The sequence below is a fragment of the Amycolatopsis sp. NPDC114503 genome, from assembly GCF_055633655.1.
The window spans coordinates 177448-195751 of sequence record NZ_JBVKDT010000017.1 but is presented as its reverse complement, the minus strand read 5'-3'; the positions used below and the strand labels follow the sequence as shown (position 1 = coordinate 195751).

The window sequence follows — 18304 nt, the reverse complement described above, 5'->3', positions numbered from 1 at the left end:
TGCTTGTCAAGGCGGGAAAGATGCCTTGACAAGCACCCGCCGTCCGCATTTTTGGCTTCGTATCGGGGTGCGGGGGTGGTGTGGGTGCGCTGGTGAGTTGGGTGCGCGGGTTGCGGTGAGGAGGTGGGCGCGGGGCTTGGGGGTGTGGTCAGGTGGGTTCGCGGGTGCGGTTTGGCGGGTGGTGGGTGCGTGCGTCGCACCGAGGGCCACTTTGGGTGCATCGCGGCGGCAGTGGGGGCTGTGAAGGGCTCCTTGAGGGAATCTAGGTCTGTGAAGGGGCCCCTCACGGACTGCGGCTGGTCGTGAAGGGCCCCTTGAGGGAATCTAAGTCCCTGGAGGAGCCCCTCACGGACCGGCGGCTGGGCGTGAGGGAGGCCCTGGGGAATCTGCGTCTGTGAAGGCCACCCTCACGGACCGTGTGGTCGTGAGGGGGACCCTGACGGAATCAGAGTCTGTGAGGGTGGCCCTCACGTCGTTAGTGGCTGGCGGGGCTGGCTGGTGCGGGGATGTACAGGGATTGGGTGCCCAGGCCGGTCGGGCCGCCCAGGGGGAGGCGGGGTGCGGTGCCGATCGGGACGGGGTGGGTGCCGGTGCAGCCTGGGTGTTGCAGTGCTGGGGAGGTGTCGAGTGGTGCCGCAGGGGTGCTCGGCTCGGGGCGCGGTTGCGGTTCGTCGGTGGCGACTTTTGCGTCTCGGACTCGGTCCAGCTCTTCGTCGGAGTACCGGGCGGCTTCGTAGTGCCAGTTCGCGATACCGGTCATCAGGTTTTTCAGCAGGTCCGCGTAGTTGGTGAGGGTGTCCTGTGCTTCCGCATCCAAGCCGTAGTCGGCGAACAGGCTCGGCAGTCCGACGTCGACCGCGTGGCGGAATTCCGCCAGTCTTGCTTCTGCCAGGTTGGCGACTATCCGCAGGGCTTGATCTTGCTCCACGTCCAGGAAAGACCGGACTACCAGCACTGCGTTGTGCAGGCCGCCTTCGTATTCGATTTCCTTGCGGTAGGAGACTAAATCGTTGATGAGCCAGGCGTAGTCGGCGGCGGAATCTTCCAGAGATTCGATGACGCGGTTTCGGTGGATTTCCGGGGGCACGGTGCTGCTGTTGGCGAGCCGGCTGATGCTTGTCACCAGGTCGGAGCCGAAGGCTTGGCGGCGCATTTCCACGTAGTCGATCGGGTCGGGAATGCGGTTTTGGGTTTGGTTGGCCAGTTCCCACACCCAGGCGTCGAGCATCTCCTCGACCTTGCGGCGGAAGGACTCGCGTTCGGCGGGGGCCAGGGGGCCGGTGGTGCGTTGCCACAGATCGGCCAGGCCGGTTTCCAGTGCGGTCAGGGGTGAGGGCGGAGAGGCGCCGTCGGTGGGCATGAAGAGTTTCAGGCGTTCGGTGGCCAGCCGGGCGGCGGGCAGGTCGTGTGCGAAGACTTCTGCGTAGTAGTCGTCGGCGTAGGTGCCCCAGGTTAGCCAGTCGTTGGTGAGGGACAGCTGTTCCGGGGGAGCGTCGGGGCAGATTCCCGCGGAGGCGAGTGGCAGGTCGGCGGCGCGTAGTCGGGCGGGGTCCCAAAGTGATTCGGACAGGATGCCTATTCGTTGCGGCCAGTCGGTGATTTTGGTGCGTTCCGCGGCTAGGTGTGGGCTCAGGTGCAAGGGGAATGGCAAAGGCAGAGTGGGCAGGGCGACTGGGCCTAGTTGTTCGTAGGGCTGGTGTGTGAAAGCTCGTGCGCGTTGCGGGGCGGTGGTGGCGACGGAGCGGAAGATCCGGGCTGCGGAAGTGCCTAGGCCGGAGGGGCCGCCCAACAATTCTGGGCCGTTGTGGGCGTCTAGGGCGCCTTCGTTCATGTAGCGGCTCGAGCGCAGGTGCCATTCGTGTCCGCCGGATTGCCAGTCTTGCAAGCCTTTGACGTACGCGAGCGTTTCGGCGCGGCCGGCGGGGTGTACTCCGCTTTCGTCGAAGAGGGCGGGGACTTCGGTGAGGGCAGTGTGTTCGAACTGGTGCAGGCGCGAGGTGAGGAGATCGTTTACTGCGTCTGCGGCCTCTTGAGTGGTGCAGCCCAGGAACTTTTCGAAGACCAGGACGCTGTTGGACAGTTCGCCCTCGTCTTCGACTTCTCGCTGGTAGGAGAAGAGGTCGTTGCGCAGGTGCACGGCGTCGGCGAAGCAGTCGCGCAGGACTTCCATCGGGCGTTTCGCCGCGATTTCTTCTGGGACCTCGGCGTCCAGGGAATGTTCGATCAGGTTCGCGGACCAGGGTGCTCCGCCGACTTTGCGGCGCATCGCGACGTATTCGATGGGGTTCGCAACGCGGCCCTCGTTGATGTTGGCGAGTTCCCACAGCGATTCGTCGAGGAGGTTGCGCGTGCTTTCCCGGAAGCGGCGTCGCCAGCCCGCGGAGCGGTGGGGCACGGTGCGGTTCCACAGGTCGGTTAGGCCGCGTTCGACGGGGTTTTCCGGCGTTTCGGCGATCGGTCCTTCGGCGGGCATGAAGCGAGCGATGCGGTCCAGGTAATCGCGTGCGTGTTCGATGTCGCCGGTGCGTTTGAAGAGTTCCAGGAAATGGTCGTCGAAGTAGAAAACCCAGACGTACCAGTCGGTGACCAGGTCGAGTTCCCGCGGGGCGGCGTCGGGGTGGGTGTAGGAGCACAGCAACGCGTAGTCGTGGGAGTCGAGGTCGTGTTCGTTCCAGATGACGGTCCCGTGCTGGGGCACGTCGATCATGTCCATCGAGTACGCCCACGCCTTGCTGTGCTTCCGCGCGCCGTCCAGGTGCGGGTTCAGCCGGGCGGGGTACGACAGATAGAACTCGGGCAGGACGAACGGCTGCACGCGTGCTCCCCTCGCGTTCCGTGGGTGCCGACTCCACGAGGCAAACAGACCGGACCGGCGTGGCGGAAGTGCTGCCACTCCGCCGATTTCGGGGATCGCCCGTGCGGACCAGCGCGGCCCGCCGCGGGGCCTTCGCTGTGTGCTCCCGCGTCGCTCGTCGGTGGACGGCGGGCCGACATCCGGGTGCGGGCGGGCGGTGCCAATTGTCCGCCGGACAGTTTCTTGCAACGTGTGCAAATCGGAGTATTCTCAGGTTTTCATACGATGGCAAAGCGGCCTGGATCCCACCGGCGGCCACCTCCCGAGAAGCTTCGCGCGCGACGGCGCACAGCGGCCGCGCGCGGGGCCGTTGTGCCCGGGAAGGGGAGCCGCCAGGAGGTTGTGGCGCCGTCCCGTCCTAGGAGTGACGCTTATGTCGCCTGGTCCCCTCACCTCCCGATCTCGTCCGAGACGGCGCGGTGCGCTGGTCGCCGCTGTTGTGCTCGGCGCCGCCGTCGCGGTCGCGTTTCCGGCGGGCACCGCCACCGCGGCCACCACCTCCGGCGGGGTGCTTTACCGGCCCAGCACCGCCAGTGGTTCCACTGAGGACGCGAGCTATCCGCGCGTCATCCGCCTCGCGCACAACGGCAGTGCGAACGGCACCCTGCTGGCCACCTTCTCCCATTCCGGCACTGGCGTCGGCAAGGCGAATTTCCCGGTCTACCGCTCGACCGACAATGGCGTCACCTGGACGTCCTCGCCGATCAGCACGGTCACCGACACCCAGCACGGCTGGGATCTCGACGGTCCGACGCTGTACGAACTGCCGCGCGCCGAGGGATCGCTGCCAGCCGGCACGCTGCTCGCCGCGGGCACCGCCTGGAACCACGGCGACTACACGCAGCAGGCGGTCGAGGTCTTCGTGTCCACCAACCAGGGCGCAAGCTGGACTTACCGAAGCTCGTGCGCGGCCGAATCCGGGATGGCGAACACGACCGGCCACGGAATCTGGGAGCCGGAGTTCGCCACCACCGATCACGGGCTCATCTGCTACTTCTCCGACGAACGCCCGTCGGTCGACAACTACCCCCAGGTGCTCGCCCACGCGGTCTCCACCGACGGCGGCCTGACCTGGGGCAACGAGGTCTACGACGTCGCGCTGCAGAACGGCGTCGAACGGCCCGGGATGGCCACCGTCGTCCCGTTGCCCAACGGTACCTACGCGATGACCTACGAGGACTGCAAAGCCGGCTTCGATCCGGATCAGGCGTGCGACGTCTACCTCAAGACGTCTCCGGACGCCGAATCGTGGAATCCCGGCAGCCTCGGCACCCGGATCGAGACCGCCGACCACCGGTTCCTGCTGCACACGCCGTACCTGACCTGGTCGCCGGCGGGCGGCGCGAACGGGACCCTCGTCGCGTCCGGACAGCGGGTCGTCGCGGGCACGGACGGCTCGCTGGCGATCCAGCCGGAGGACGGGCACGTGCTGTTCGTGAACCGGAACCTCGGATCCGGCCCCTGGCAGGAGATCACCACGCCGGTGACCACCGCGCCGACGGGCGGCTACGACGCGGGCGAGACGGCCTGCGCCGGGTACAGCTCGCCGTTGCTCGGCGCGCCGTCGGGCAACACCTTCCTGATGCTCGCGGGCACGCATTTGTCCACCGGCAAATGCGAAACGGACTTCGGCACGGCGACCCTGCCGAACGCGCAGGGCCAGATCACCGGACCCGGCACCACCGGCAAATGCGTCGACGTGAACACCAACACGTCGGTCAACGGCAACGCGGTGCAGCTCTACACCTGTGGCAACGCGACGGGTCAGCAGTGGTCGCTGGAAACCGACGGCACGATCCGGGCTTTCGACAAATGCCTGAACATCGTCGGCGGCGGCACCGCGAATTCGTCCAAAGTGGAGCTTCGAGACTGTCTCGGCACGCCCGCGCAGCAATGGCAGGCAAGGGCGGACGGGTCGATCTACAACCCGCAGTCGGGTCGTTGTCTCGACGATCCGCAGGCGCAGACCGCGGACGGCACGCAGTTGCAGATCTATGACTGCAACGGCTTGTTCACCCAGGTCTGGCACGTTCCAGCCTGATCAGAAAGGGCGGCCAGCTCGAGCTGGCCGCCCTTTCCCCTTACCAGGTCAGTCCCGCGCGCCGCGCCGGTTCAACTCCTCCACGACCGCTGCGTCCACAAAGGTCCGCGCGGTCACCTCGCCGTCCGTTTCCAGCCACAGGTGCAGCCGCGCCGGACCTCCCGGTGCTGGGACGGTCAGCGGGAACGCGTCGCTGAGCCGGAACGGTTTCGCTTGCGCGGCAAGGGAAACCGACGCCACGGGCAGGTTGCGCGAACCTGTAGCGCCCCATCCGGCGTGCAGAGTTCCCGCGATCGGCTCCCGGCCGGTGTGCGAGACGTGCACGTCGAGGGTCAACGGTTCCGTCGGGACCGGCAGATCGGCACCGGCGTGCGCGGGTACTAGGTCGACGACCAGGGTGGTCGCCGCGAAGGCGTCGGCCGGGTCCAGCCCGCCCCAGTCCTTCGGCCGCCGGTGCGCGTCCAGCAGGCCCGCCATTTCGTGTTCCACGTCGGTCAGTTCGGTGTAGATATAGCCGGAAAACCGGTCGTGCCTGCGGATTTCCTGAGTCTGCCAGCGCACGTGCCACGCCCGCTCCAGGCTGGTGAACCCGGCGCCGTACTCGCTGTTCAGCACCGGCACGCCGGAGCGCGGGAAGTCAGCCGAACCGTAGAACGATTTGTCGACCAGGAAATCCGGACGGAGCTTGACCTCGAACGACTCCCGCGCGCCGGACGCGAGCGCGGCGAGGTTTTCCGCCCAGTTGCGCGGGTTCTCGTCGTAGTAATGCCAGTCGACCAGGTCGGTCTTCACGTGCGCCCAGCCGGAGTTCTCCACGATCGGCCGCGTGTCGTCGAGCGAGCGCATGAGGTCGTAGGCGCGCACGGCCGCGGCGGCGCGCTCCGGGCTGCCCGGGATGTCCCAGTCGAGGCCCCATTCTTCGTTGTACAGCCCCCAGATCACGATCGACGGATGGTTACCGTCGCGCTGGACCAGGTCAGGCAGCTGCGCCTCGAACGACGCGGCGGCGGCCGGGCTGAACCGGCTCGGAGCCGGAGGTTCAGCCCAGATCAGCATCCCGGTCCGGTCGGCGTGGTCGAGCCACCGCGGTTCCTCGGCCTTGAGATGCTTGCGCACCAGCGAAAAACCGAGTTCCCGCGCCAGTTCGAGGTCGCGGACCAAAGCTTCGTCGTCCGGTGCGGTGAGCCCCGACTCCGGCCAATAGCCTTGGTCGAGCACACCGCGCACGTACAGCCGTTCCCCGTTGAGATACAACGCTTCGCCGCGCGTTTCGATCCGGCGAAGCCCACCGGTCACGGTCAGCTGGTCGGCGTAGTCGCCTTCGCCCACGGTCAGCGCGATGGAGTACACGTGCGGCGATTCCGGGCTCCACAATTGCGGCGACGGAACCTCCAGCCGACCGGAGAACCGCCTGTCCTGCACCGAAAGGACGGTCTCGCGGCCCTCCAGGAGTGCGACCACGGTGGCGCTGTCCGGAGCGTCTCCGGCGAGTTCGCCCGCGATGTCGAATCCGGTCAGCGAATCCCCGCGCACGGAAACCTCGGCGGCGTAGGTGCGTCCGCGTGCCTCGAGCCAGACGCTCTGCCAGATCCCGGACGTCGGCGTGAACGAGACGCCGTCGTAGTCGTCTCGCGGGATCGAACGCTGTTTGCCGTGCGGGATTTCGCGTTTGTCCGCAGGTGCTTCGACTTCGACGGTCAGCTCGGCGGAACGGCCCGGCTCCAGCACGTCGGTGATGTCGAACTCGAACGAACTGTGCCCGCCGACGTGCGAACCGATGGGCGTCCCGTCGATCGAGACGACCGCCCGGTGATGTACCGCGCCGAAGCACAGTGCCACCCGACGTCCGCTCCACTCCGGCGGAACCGTGATCGTCCGCGCGTAGACCGCGCGTTCCAGCCAGGTCCGGTGCACGCCGGAAGCCGGTGTCTCCCAAGCGAACGGGACGATGATCGACTCGGGCGCACCGTCGTCCGCGGCGAACCGCCAGCGGCCGTTGAGGCTCAGCCATCTCGCGGACCGGTCCCGGTCGGGACGCGGGTACCCGGGCCGCGGGACCGCCTCCGCGGCGGTCTGGGAGGCGGCGTTCTCGGCAATCGTCATGGTGTGTCAGCCCTTTACGCTTCCGGCGAGGATGCCGTTGATGAAGTGCTTCTGCAGCACGATGAACAGGATCAGCAGCGGGACGAGCGCGATCGACGCGGCGGCGAGCAGTTCGCCGGTCACGGTCGCGTAATCGGCGTCCACCCGGTTGCCCGAGATGTTCTGGGCCAGCGTCGAGAGGACCACCTGGAGGGTGGCCATCCGGCTGGAGCTGGCCGCGACGACCGGCCAGACGAAATCGTTGTAGATGTTCATGATCGTCAGCACGCCGAGCCCGGCGAGACCCGGCCGGATCGCCGGGACCACCACGCGCCGGAAAATGCCGAACTCGCCGCAGCCGTCGACGCGGGCGGCGTCGAGCAGTTCGTCCGGCACCGCCGCGATCACCTGGCGCATCCAGAAGATCGCGAACGCGTCGACCGAACCGGGCAGGATCAGCGCCTGGTAGGTGTTGACCCAGCCGAGCTCCTTCATCTCCAGCAGCAGCGGGATGACGAGCACGATCGTCGGCAGCATCAGGGTGAGCAGCACGGCGCCGAAGATCAGGTTCCGGCCCGCGAACCGGTATTTCGCGAACGCGTAGGCGGCCAGCGGCGCGCAGAACATCGTGATCGCGCCCTTGGCCACGAGCACGACGCCGGTGTTGAGGAACCCGCTGCCGATCGGGACGTCCTGGAACATCCCGCGGAAATTGGCGAGGGTGAAGGTCGCCGGGTCGAAGCCGAGCGGGTTCCGGAGGATCTCGCCCGCCGGTTTGAACGACGACAGGATCGCCCACGCCACCGGCGCGAGCAGGGCGACGGTCAGCACGAGCAGGAACGCGTGCGAACCGAGAAGGGGCCGCGTCCGCCGTTCGCGGACGCCGAGGGTGGTCATGTCAGTCCTCCGCTCGGAGCAGCCGGACGAAAAGCAGCGACACCGCCATCACGACGATCACCAGCAGGAACGAGTTCGCCGCCCCGGTGCCGAGATCCGCGCGGGTGATGTGGTTGTAGAGGTAGAGCCCGGCCGTCGTGGTCGAGGTGTACGGCCCGCCTTTCGTGACCACGTACGGTTCGGCGAACATCTGGAACACCGCGAGCGTCTGCAGGACGAGGCTGAACATCAGCGAACGGCGCAGCAGCGGAACGGTGATCGACCACAGCTGCCGGATCCGGCCCGCCCCGTCGAGCGAAGCGGCCTCGTACAGGCCGCGGTCGATCTGCTGGAGTCCGGAAAGGACGATCAGCACCACGAATCCGGTGGTCTTCCAGAGAAACAGCAACGCCAGCGTCGGTTTCGCCCATCCGCTCGTGACGAGCCAGCCGACCGGCGGAAGGCCGACCGCGCCGAGCATCGCGTTCACCGCGCCGTTGTTCTGGTCGAACAGCACGATCCAGATCTGCGCGACCGCGACCAGCGGCGTCACGAACGGCACGACGAACGCCACCCGGTAGAACCCGCGCAACCGCTTGATCGCGTTGAGCAGCACCGCGACGAGCACCGCCAGCACCAGCTGTGCCGGGACGATGAGGAGCCACAGCACCCCGGAATTGCCGAGCGACGACCAGAATCCGCTGCTGGTCAGCAGATAGCGGTAGTTGTCGAGGCCGATCCAGTGCGCGGCACCGGATCCGTGCCAGTCGGTGAAGCTCAGGCGCAACGTGAAGAACAATGGGTAGACGCTGAAAGCCAAGAACACCAGGACAAACGGCAGTACGAACACGTACGGCGCGAGGAGGCGGCGCAACGGCAGGGTGCGTCGCCGCCGACGGGGCGCCCGGGTGCGCGGCTTGACGGCCGGCTCCCGGAACACCTTCGTCGCGGCGGAAACGGAACGAGTGGTCATTTGCGGTCGATCAGGTTGGTCTGGATGTCCTTGCCCGCCTTGTCGATCACCTGCTGCGGGGTGAGCGCGCCGTCCAGCATTCGCTGCAGGTCGGTGCCGAGGTAGTCGACCGCGCCGGACCACCAGGCCGGGATCGGGGCCCCGCCGGGGATTTCCCGGCCCGCTTCGACGGCGGTCTTCCAGACGTCCTGGCCGCCCATCGCGTCGATCGGCCGGAACAGCGGTTTCGCCGGATCGGCGGCGGGAAGGTAGGCCGGGACCGAGGTGTTCAACCCGCCAGGATAGACCGCGTTCGGGCCGTAGACGGCGGTGTAGCCGGCCTGATCGAACATCAGGAAGCGGTAGAACAGCCAGGACAGCTTGGGATTCTTGGCGTCCTTGGGGATGACGAACGACGATCCGCCCATCGCGCCGCTGCGCGCGCCGCCCGCGGTCCACGCCGGCAACGGCATCGCCCGCCAGTCGCCCTTGGACGCGGTGAGTTGCTGCTGCGGGGCGAAATCGAACCAGATCGCCCACGGGTAGAAGACCTCGTCGGCCGAGTCCAGCGCGCTGACGTCGCTGGGCTTGAGGTACTCCGCGCGGGTGCCCAGCCCTTCTTTGCGCACGGTGTCCAGCCAGGTCAGGATCTGCTGGTACTGCGGGGAATTCAGCCGCAGCTTGCCGTCCGCGCCGGCGAGGCCGGTGCCCAGCTGGCTGGCGAACATCTCCAGCTGGAGCTGGCTGTTGAAGGAGTTCTGCTCCAGGTGGATCGGCTTCGCGCCGGGCTTGAACTGCTGGTATTTCTTCGCCGCGGCGAGCAAATCGTCGTAGGTCTTGATGCCGTTCGGGTCGATCCCGGCCGCGCTCAGCGCCTTCGCGTTGTAGAACAGCAACCCGGGGTCGAGGTCGAAGGGCACGCCGTAAATGCCGCCGCCGACGGTGTTGACGTCGACCTTCTGCTTGGCGATGTCCTTCGTGTAGGGCGCGAGCACGTCCTTGAGATTCCACAGGTGGCTGACGTAGCCGCCGACCTTGGCGTCGTCGAGGAAGACGCCGTCAGGCACGTCGGTGCCGGTGATCAGCGTGTTCTGGAGCTTGGAATCGATGTCGACGGCCTCGTGCTTGACCGTGACGCCGGGGTACTTCGCGGTGAACTTCTTGATCGCCGAATCGAAGACCTTGTACAGGTCGCCGGAGCGGTCCCAGACGGTGATCTCGCCCTTGGGAGCCTCGTCGGACGGGGCTTGCAGCACGGCGCTGGCCGCCGCCGGGGCGTCGGAGCTGATGTCCGGGCCGCAGGCGCTCAGCCCGGTGACGAGCAGCGCCGCGGCAGCGACGGCGGTGCCGCGGCGGGGGAGGAGGCGGGCTGTCCGTCCGCTCCGTCGGAGAGTGGGGTTCATGGCACTCCTTTGTGCGGGACGGCGGCAACGCGGCGTGCGGAGAGGGGCCCGCCGCGGATTTGCCAACGTAGGCAAACTGTACGACATGCTTGCACACGTTGCAAAAGGTAGGATGACTTCCGGCGAAGGGGGCTCCATGGCGGCGACGTTGCGGGACGTGGCGGATCGGGCACAGGTTTCGGTGCGCACGGTGTCGAACGTCGTCAGCGGGTACGAGCACGTCAGCGAGAAGATGCGCCAGCGCGTGCTGCGGGCCATCGAGGAGCTCGGCTACATCCCGAACCCGGTCGCCCGCACGCTGCGCACCGGCAAGACCGGGCTGCTCTCGCTGGTGGTGCCGGAGATCGACGTGCCGTACTTCAGCCAGCTCGCCCGCGAGGTCATCGACGCCGCCGCGAGCCTCGGCTTCCAGGTGATGATCGACCAGACCGGGCACGACCACGAGCGGGAACGCCAGCTGCTGCGCGGCGGGGGCAGGCGCAATCTGTTCGACGGCATGCTGTTCGCGCCGCTCGCGACGGGCGACGAACTGCGCGACGTGGACCCGGCACGCTCGTCGCCGCTGATCCTGCTCGGCGAGCACGTCTTCGACCGCCGCTTCGACCACGTGGCGATCGACAACGTCGTCGCGGCCCACGACGCGACGACGCACCTGCTCGACCGCGGCCGTACTCGCGTCGCGGCGATCGGCGCGCAACCGAAGGAGATGTACGCGACGCCGTTGCAGCGCACCGAAGGATTTCGCAAGGCGCTCGACGAGCACGGCCTGGAGCCGGTGAACGCGCTGCAGGCCACGGCCGCCCACTACGGCCGAGCGGACGGATATGCGGCCACCGCGTCGTTGCTTCGCGAATCTCCGTGCCCGGACGCCATTTTCTGCTATTCCGACCTGCTGGCGATGGGTGCGATCCGCGCAGTGTTCGACGCCGGGCTGCGCGTACCGGAGGACGTGGCGATCATCGGCATCGACGACATCGAGGAAGGCCGCTATTCGCGACCCTCGTTGAGCACCGTTTCGCTGGACACCCCGTTCATCGCGCGGACCGCGGTGTCCCGTCTCGCTGCCCGCATCGAGAATCCAGGGCTGCCCGCCGAAGAATTCGTCGCGCCGCACAAACTGCTCGTGCGGGAAAGCACGGGCTGAGCGCGGCGCGAGGACTCCGGCGGTGTGTGAGGATGCGGGAATGAGCGAAGAAGAACCCCGGGTATCCCGCAACGACAGCGAAAACCGCTACGAAGTGTATGCGGACGGCAAGCTCGCCGGCTTCGCCGAATTCACGCCGAAGGACACCGAAACTGTTTTCACCCACACCGAAATCGGCGACGAGTTCGGCGGTCGCGGCCTCGGCAAGGTGCTGGCGAAGGCCGCGCTGGACGACGTCGTGGCGCGCGGCGGCGTGATCGTTCCGGTGTGCCCGTTCATCGCCGGGTACCTGCGCAAGAACGAGGGCTACGCCGAGCACGTCCGGTGGCCCGGGCAGCACTGACGCAGGTCAGAAGCGCCGTTCGGGGTATTCCAGGTGGTCCGAACGGCGCAGCGGTGTCCGATAAGCCCGTATTTTTTGGTTATTAACCAACCTTCGTCGGTTTCGCGTTGGTTGCCGGGCAACAAAAGTGTGGGGCGTCCCACCGGTCGGTTTCATCCCACCTGGAGGAAGACCCATGACTTCCCGGAAGACGCTCGTCGCGGGATTCACCGCACTGTCGGCCGCGGCCTTGACCGCGGGCATGTGCGTGAACGCCGCCTCGGCAAGCCCGATGGCGTTCGCCCAGATGCAGGCACAGGCGATCACCCAGGCGACGCAGGTCGCCGACACGCTCGGCGCCGGAAACGGCGGCATCTACCTCGAACGCGGCAAGGCGGTGCTGAACGTCACCGACGCCGCCGCGCAGGAGAAGGCCGAGGCAGCCGGCTTCGCGACCAAGCTCGTCAAGCACAGCTTCACCGCCCTCACCGGCGCGAAGAACCAGATGGACACCGTGAAGAACGTGCCGCAGACGTCGTGGGGCATCGACACCAAGACCAACCAGGTCGTGGTGAAGATCTACGACTCGGCGTCGCAGGCCACGAAGGACAAGGTCGCCGCGGCGGCGGCGAAGCTGGGCGACGCGGCGCGCGTCGAGCAGCGCTCGGGCAAGCTGTCCACCTACATCGCGGACGGCGACTCGATCAACAACGGGCAGTTCACCTGCTCGCTCGGCTTCAACGTGACCAAGGGCGGGCAGCCGTACATGCTGACCGCGGGCCACTGCACCAATGAGGGCGGCACCTGGTCCGGCGGCGACGTCTCGGGCGCCGAGGTCGTCCAGAGCGACTGCCCCGGAGCCGACTCCGGCCTGCTGACCCGCCCGAACGGCACCGGCGACGGCGCGATCAACACCGGCCAGAAGATCTCGAGCGCCGGCACCCCGACCGTCGGCGAGCAGATCGAGAAAATGGGCCAGACGACCGGCGGCGGCAGCGGCCAGGTCACCTCGGTCGACGAGTCGGTGAACTTCGACGTGGGCGTCCTGAACCACGAATTCGGCACCACCGCCCACACCGACCACGGCGACTCGGGCGGCCCGGCGTACGACGGGGACAAGGGCCTCGGCACCCTCTCCGGCGGCGACACCCAGACCAGCTACTTCTACCCGCTGACTCTGGAACTGCAGTCCTACGGCCTCGAGCTCGCCTGAGGCTTTGTGGCTCCACAGCCCGCCGTCCCGGTCTCGGGGCGGCGGGCTTCTTTTCGTGCGGCGGTTTTTGTCGTACCCGGGGCTTAGAGTCGTCCGCATGAAGCCGAACCCGGCCCGAAACCTGTGGGCAGCCACAGAACCTCTCCACGCAGTCGTCTACTTCGCCCCGGAACCCGCCGCGGCGGCGAAGGACGTCGGTCTGCGCGGCTGGTGGATGGGCTACTTCGCGGGCCGGGCGGCACCACTCGGCCCGATCGGCCCGGAACCGGTCACGTCGATGTTCTTCGGGTTCGCGCCGAGGATGGTCGAGCGAGCGCTGCCCGACGCGTGGACGTTCGCCGCACCCGAAGAGGTACTGCGCACCCGGGTGGAAGCGGCCGAAGCGGCGTTGACGCGGCTGCTCGGGCCGGACCCGGTGGACGAGTTGGCCGCGTTGCTGGAAAAGGCAGTCGCCGCCTGCCGCTTCGATGCCCGGCCGCTCGCCGCGGCTTGGTCCGCCGTGCACCGCCCGGATCGGCCGCTGGCCCGGTTGTGGCTGGCGACCGCCGTGCTGCGTGAACACCGGGGAGACGGCCACGTCCTGGCCGCGGTTGCCTCCGGCCTCACCGGCCTGGAAACCACCCTCACCCACATCGCCACCGGGGCCACGAGCCGCGAGCAGGTCCAGCGCGCCCGAGGCTGGACCGACGAAGAATGGTCTGCCGCAACAGCAAACCTGGTCGATCGCGGTTTGCTCGACGCGGGCGGTCTGACCCCAGCTGGCGCGGAAGTCCGCCGCGCCATCGAAGAAACCACCGACCGGCTGGCCGCCGCACCGCTCGAAGCGTTAGGTCCAGAAGGAGTCGACCGAGTGCTTGAGCTGGCCGCCCCGCTGAGCCGACGGGTCATCGACCGCGGCGGCGTCCCCATCCCTAACCCGATGGGGGCACAACGTCCTTGAAGAACGATGTCGATTCTCCGGCTCCCCATCCGACGCACTGGTGACAGCCACTGGAAGGGAGCCCTGAATATGCTGCTGGAAGGCAAAAACGCGGTCGTGTACGGCGCGGGTGGAGGAATCGGCGGTGCGTTCGCTCGGGCGTTCGCGGAGGAAGGCGCTCGAGTCTTCCTGGCCGGACGCACCCGCGAAAAGCTGGACCTCGTGGCCGACGATATCCGCGCTGCGGGCGGCACCGCCGACGTCGCCGTAGTAGACGCGCTCGACGAGAAGTCCGTAGACGCGCACGCCGACGCGGTAGTCGAAGCCGCGGGCAGTCTCGACATCTCGGTGAATGTGATCAGCCACGGCGACGTCCAGGGGACGCCCATGGTCGAGATGTCGCTGGCCGACTACGAACAACCGGTGCGCAACGGCGTCCGCACCACCTTCCTCACCATGCGCGCAGCCGGTCGTCACATGAAACGCCAAGGCAGCGGCGTAGTTCTCCTCTTCGGCGGCGACGGTGACCCCGTGCGCAACCACTCGGTCGGTGGTCTGCAGGTCGGATTTGCTGCCCTGGAAGCGATGCGCCGTCAACTCGCCGCCGAACTGGGCCGACACGGCGTGCGCACGGTGACGCTCCGGACCGGCGGCATCCCCGAAACGCTACCGGCGGATTTCCCTGGCGCTGAAGAACTCACCGCTGAACTTGCCGAACCGACCATGCTCGGCCGCACCGCGACGTTGGCCGACGTCGGTGCGGTAGCGGCATTCGTCGCGTCCGATCGAGCCCGCACGATGACCGCCGCCACGGTGAATGTCAGCTGCGGCGCGCTGGTGGACTAGTGCTCCAGGGACCGCGACGAGCGCACCGTCGCGGAGACAACCGCGGCGATCGCGGTGAGGAACGCGAAGATCACGGCCAGCCCGATCGCCACCCCGCTGCTCTTGTGGAAACCGAGCACGAAGTCGAGGTGGGCGCCGAAGCTCGTGCCCGGCGGCATCGGCACGAGGGCTGCCACCAACGCGTACAGCAGGCACAGCCCGAAGAGCGTCCACGCCGCCCAGACGTACCGCGCGAGCAGAAAACCGGCGGGCACGGCCACCGCGACCGCGGCGGCCAGACCGCAGATGACGTTCAGCCACACCGGGGTCGACCACTGCGCGAACGTACCGGAGGTCAGCGCGTTCACGATGACGAACCACAACAGTGCGATCGCCGTGCAACCCGCGAGGACGGACGCGGTCACGCTGGCCACGAGGTTCGCCCTCCGCCGCTCCGGCGCGGGGAACGGCGGAGGGAATCCCTGTGGGGCGTACATGCGGTGCTCCTGACGATCTCGGGTGGGGGAGAGCATCCCACCTTCCGCCGCCGCGAGTAACGGGATTGGCCGGTTCCGGCCGCGGCTGGATCGTTTCGACACCAGCGCGGCACCGGCGGTCTGCCGACCACAAGTCCAAACGCGACAGACGGAAGTCTCGTCCCGAGATAGGCCACGACGAAGAACACCGAGAGAACCCCGGCACGGGAGGCGGGCACCGCGGATTCGGCCGAGTGCGAAAGCCCGGTTTTGAACAACCTCCCGGTGCCCGCCCCTCGGGAACTCGAAGTCACTCCACTCGCCGTGGAACCGATCGTGCTGGCCGGAGCGAGAGGTCATCCGCTGGGCCGCGCGTCGTCGGTCAGCGGCTGTTCGGCCCCGGCGGCCCAGGTGCTGCGGACCACCTGGCCGCCGCCGTCACGGGTTAACCCTTGGCGCGGGCGGAAATCTGCTGCACCGACCAGGTGTTGCCGTCGGGATCGGCGAAGTGGACGAACCCGATGTTGTCGAGGTCTTCGAGCGCGCCGGTGCCTGGATCCGGGCCGTAAAGCTGAAGCTCGCTGACCTCGACGCCGCGTTCCGCCAGCTCCTCGCGGGCTTTCCGGACGTCGGCGACGACCAGCTGCAAGCCCTTCAGCGACCCCGGCGGCATGTCCGGAACCATGCCCTTGCCCAGGACGATCGAACAGCCCGAGCCCGGCGGCGTCAGCTGCACCAGGCGCTGCCCCGGCGCGGGGCTGATGTCGTGGTCGAGGTGGAAGCCGACCCGGTCGGTGTAGAAGGTTTTCGCCCGGTCGATATCGGTGACGGGGACGACGACGACCTCGAGAGTCCAGTCCATGCGACGAGTTCTAGCGGGGGCCTCCGGCGGCGGTCAAGCGCTCGCCAGCTCCACCCGGTTGCGGCCGGCCTGCTTGGCCCGGTACAGCGCGGCGTCGGCGGCCACCAGCACGTCGTCGACGCTGGCGAGATGCTCGGCCGGGTACAGCGCGCAGCCGATCGAGACGGTCAGGTCGCTGATCACCGAATCCTGGTCCGGCAGCGCGACGACCACCTGCGGAACCCGCCTGCGGATGCGGTCGGCGATGTGGCCGAGGTGCTCGGCGCTCGGGATGTCCGGCAGCGCGATCGCGAACTCCTCGCCGCCCCAGCGGCCGCACACGTCCTGCTCGCGGACCTCGTCGCGCAGCGACAGCGCGATCTCGCGCAGCACCAGGTCGCCGGTGGGGTGGCCGTAGGTGTCGTTGATCGCCTTGAAGTGGTCGAGGTCGAGCAGCAGCACGCCGACGCTGTCCTGGTTCGCCCGCGCGCGTTCGAGGTAGCGCTCGGTGACCGTGCGCCACCAGCGTTTGGTGGCCAGGCCGGTGGTGACGTCGGTGCGCGCGTCGCGCTGGAACTGGGTGAGCAGCAGTCCGCGGTGCAGCGCCACGAGCGCGATCACGACGCCGGCCAGCAGCAGCGGGTTGGCCAGCAACAGGAGCGCCGCGGTGACCAGGCCGAGCCCGATCGCGCCCGCTTCGAGCAGCTGGTCGCCGAACCCGGAGAACAGTTCGGCGAACGACCGCGGCGGGCTCGACAGCGCGATCGCGACCATGACGAGCGCGGTGTTGATCGCCCAGCGCAGCCCGGCGGCCAGCACGAACACGACCAGGTCGAGCAGGCCCGGACCGAAGCCGCCGGCGAGGACGCCGGGGTATTCGTGCATGCCGAGCGCGAGCACGGCGACCGCGGCCTGCGTCCCGCACAGGACGGTCGCGCAGGAGAAAATCCAGCGGTGCGGCAGAACCGGCCGTTCGTGCGGCCAGACCCGCCACCAGGCGACGGCGTAGGTGAGCACGACCATCGCCGAAGCGAGGATCGCCGGCAGCGCCACCACGGCGGCGATGCTCCAGACGGCCTTGGTGTCGACGTACGCGACGGTGGGCGCGCGGCTGTACTCACGCTGCCGTTCGATGTGCCGGGTCGCCTCGATCGCCAGCGCCGCACACACCGCGAGAACCCCGAACCGGACTAGATCGATCCGGTGCATCGGGGCGAGCCACGCGGTGGCGAGGGTGGTGCCCACCGCCACGACGTTCACCAGCAGCACATACATGCGGACGTGCGAGGGCAACCGCCATAGGCGCCAGCCTGTGAACCACCCGGCAACTCGTCCGCGCACTCTTCACCTCACCCGATTGGCTTCTACGGTAAACGACGAGGCGCGTTGTGTGCTGCCTGTCGTCCGGACTCTGGGAAGCACCGGGGCGATTTCGCCCGGACAGCCCAGCGCCAGACGGCCGGCGAGGGGAGGTGGCCACTGTGAGTAGTGGCTATCTGCTCCGAATCCGAGCCGGACCAGGGGATCCACGAGGGTCCCGTTTGGGCTCCCATGGCCACTTTCGGTGACCGCCCTACCGGCGATGACGTGCGAAAACCGCCGAAGGCGCGACTCTGGAACGGAGGTGACAACCGTGCGCGACAACAACTGGACGACATCGCGGTGACGTAGGTCGCCCTCGTGGTCTCGACTCGAGGTCGAGACTTTCGGCCCTCGCCGAGGGGAGGAGGTGTCCACCGTGCGGGACAACAACTGGTGAACGGGCCTGAACGCGGGAATCCGGGATGCGGAAGGAAAGCGGAAAGGAGGCGGCGGGATGCGCGACAACAACTGGACCCGCTGAGGACGGCCTGGTGATCGGAAAGGAGGTGTGCGGTGCGCGACAACAACTGGAACCGGTGAAACGGCTGTAACCGCTGGACGAAGTGCTGGGGAAGGAGGTGAGCGACTGCCATGCGCGACAACAACTGGAACCGCTGAAGTCCGCTGTTTGCCGATGGGGACGAGGAAGGAGATCGCTGTGCGTGACAACAACTGGACCCGCTGAATCCGCCCGATTACTGACCGTCGATTCGAGAAGGGAGCCGCCGCGATGCGCGACAACAACTGGACCCGTTGAGCCCCGCCGATTACTGGCCGCCGACCTCACGAAAGGAGCTTGCCGCCGTGCGCGACAACAACTGGACCCGCTGAGCCTCGTTGACCACCGACTGCCGAACTGCGAAAGGAGCCGCTGCCGTGCGTGACAACAACTGGGCCCGCTGAGCCCCGTCAACCACCGCCAGTCGAGCCACGAAGAGAGCCGCTGCCGTGCGTGACAACAACTGGGCCCGCTGAGCCCCGCCGACCACTACCC

General features: G+C 67.8%; 14 protein-coding genes. 6 read left to right on the top strand and 8 right to left on the bottom strand.

Annotation, left to right across the window (positions count from 1 at the left end):
* Nucleotides 1–475 precede the first annotated feature (475 nt).
* Complete coding sequence (locus tag ACZ7OI_RS44385; protein WP_470270112.1) at nt 476–2815, bottom strand: terpene synthase family protein; 2340 nt, start codon at nt 2813–2815, stop codon at nt 476–478.
* Between the two features lie 412 nt (nt 2816–3227).
* Between ACZ7OI_RS44385 and ACZ7OI_RS44380 the strand changes: the two genes are divergently transcribed.
* Nucleotides 3228–4895, top strand: coding sequence for a ricin-type beta-trefoil lectin domain protein (locus tag ACZ7OI_RS44380; protein WP_470270111.1), 1668 nt, complete (start codon nt 3228–3230; stop codon nt 4893–4895).
* Nucleotides 4896–4943: 48 nt separating this feature from the next.
* Here the strand turns inward: ACZ7OI_RS44380 and ACZ7OI_RS44375 are convergent, their stop codons facing one another.
* The 4 genes from ACZ7OI_RS44375 to ACZ7OI_RS44360 are packed head-to-tail and all read right to left on the bottom strand — an operon-like array spanning nt 4944 to nt 10208.
* Nucleotides 4944–6998: a glycoside hydrolase family 2 protein gene (locus tag ACZ7OI_RS44375; RefSeq protein WP_470270110.1), complete on the bottom strand. Its 2055-nt coding sequence runs from the start codon at nt 6996–6998 to the stop codon at nt 4944–4946.
* A gap of 6 nt (nt 6999–7004) precedes the next feature.
* Complete coding sequence (locus ACZ7OI_RS44370; RefSeq protein WP_470270109.1) at nt 7005–7874, bottom strand: carbohydrate ABC transporter permease; 870 nt, start codon at nt 7872–7874, stop codon at nt 7005–7007.
* 1 nt (nt 7875) lies between these two features.
* On the bottom strand, nt 7876–8826 hold the full coding sequence (locus ACZ7OI_RS44365; protein ID WP_470270108.1) for a carbohydrate ABC transporter permease: 951 nt from the start codon (nt 8824–8826) through the stop codon (nt 7876–7878).
* Nucleotides 8823–10208: an ABC transporter substrate-binding protein gene (locus ACZ7OI_RS44360; RefSeq protein ID WP_470270107.1), complete on the bottom strand. Its 1386-nt coding sequence runs from the start codon at nt 10206–10208 to the stop codon at nt 8823–8825. The genes ACZ7OI_RS44365 and ACZ7OI_RS44360 overlap by 4 nt, the downstream gene beginning before the upstream one ends.
* Before the next feature lie 136 nt (nt 10209–10344).
* Here ACZ7OI_RS44360 and ACZ7OI_RS44355 point away from each other — a divergent pair, with 136 nt between their 5' ends.
* The 5 genes from ACZ7OI_RS44355 (at nt 10345) to ACZ7OI_RS44335 (ending at nt 14652) form a co-directional block, all read left to right on the top strand.
* Nucleotides 10345–11352: a LacI family DNA-binding transcriptional regulator gene (locus tag ACZ7OI_RS44355; RefSeq protein WP_470270106.1), complete on the top strand. Its 1008-nt coding sequence runs from the start codon at nt 10345–10347 to the stop codon at nt 11350–11352.
* A 22-nt stretch (nt 11353–11374) separates the two neighbouring features.
* Nucleotides 11375–11695 carry a GNAT family N-acetyltransferase gene (locus tag ACZ7OI_RS44350; protein ID WP_470270105.1) on the top strand — a complete coding sequence of 107 codons (321 nt, stop codon included), beginning with the start codon at nt 11375–11377 and terminating at the stop codon, nt 11693–11695.
* 175 nt (nt 11696–11870) lie between these two features.
* Complete coding sequence (locus ACZ7OI_RS44345) at nt 11871–12887, top strand: S1 family peptidase (RefSeq protein WP_470270104.1); 1017 nt, start codon at nt 11871–11873, stop codon at nt 12885–12887.
* A 97-nt stretch (nt 12888–12984) separates the two neighbouring features.
* Nucleotides 12985–13827 (top strand): SCO6745 family protein, encoded by an 843-nt coding sequence (locus ACZ7OI_RS44340; protein WP_470270103.1) that lies wholly within the window; start codon nt 12985–12987, stop codon nt 13825–13827.
* 69 nt (nt 13828–13896) lie between these two features.
* Entirely contained in the window at nt 13897–14652 is a 756-nt protein-coding gene (locus ACZ7OI_RS44335; protein ID WP_470270102.1) for an SDR family NAD(P)-dependent oxidoreductase, read from the top strand.
* Here ACZ7OI_RS44335 and ACZ7OI_RS44330 read toward each other — a convergent pair.
* The 3 genes from ACZ7OI_RS44330 to ACZ7OI_RS44320 all read right to left on the bottom strand — a co-directional run bounded on the left by ACZ7OI_RS44330 (nt 14649) and on the right by ACZ7OI_RS44320 (nt 17289).
* Complete coding sequence (locus ACZ7OI_RS44330) at nt 14649–15128, bottom strand: hypothetical protein (RefSeq protein WP_470270101.1); 480 nt, start codon at nt 15126–15128, stop codon at nt 14649–14651. The two genes, ACZ7OI_RS44335 and ACZ7OI_RS44330, sit on opposite strands and share 4 nt — an antisense overlap.
* Nucleotides 15129–15552: 424 nt before the next feature.
* Nucleotides 15553–15969, bottom strand: coding sequence for a VOC family protein (locus ACZ7OI_RS44325; protein ID WP_470270100.1), 417 nt, complete (start codon nt 15967–15969; stop codon nt 15553–15555).
* A 33-nt stretch (nt 15970–16002) separates the two neighbouring features.
* Complete coding sequence (locus ACZ7OI_RS44320; protein ID WP_470270099.1) at nt 16003–17289, bottom strand: GGDEF domain-containing protein; 1287 nt, start codon at nt 17287–17289, stop codon at nt 16003–16005.
* Between the last annotated feature and the right edge of the window lie 1015 nt (nt 17290–18304).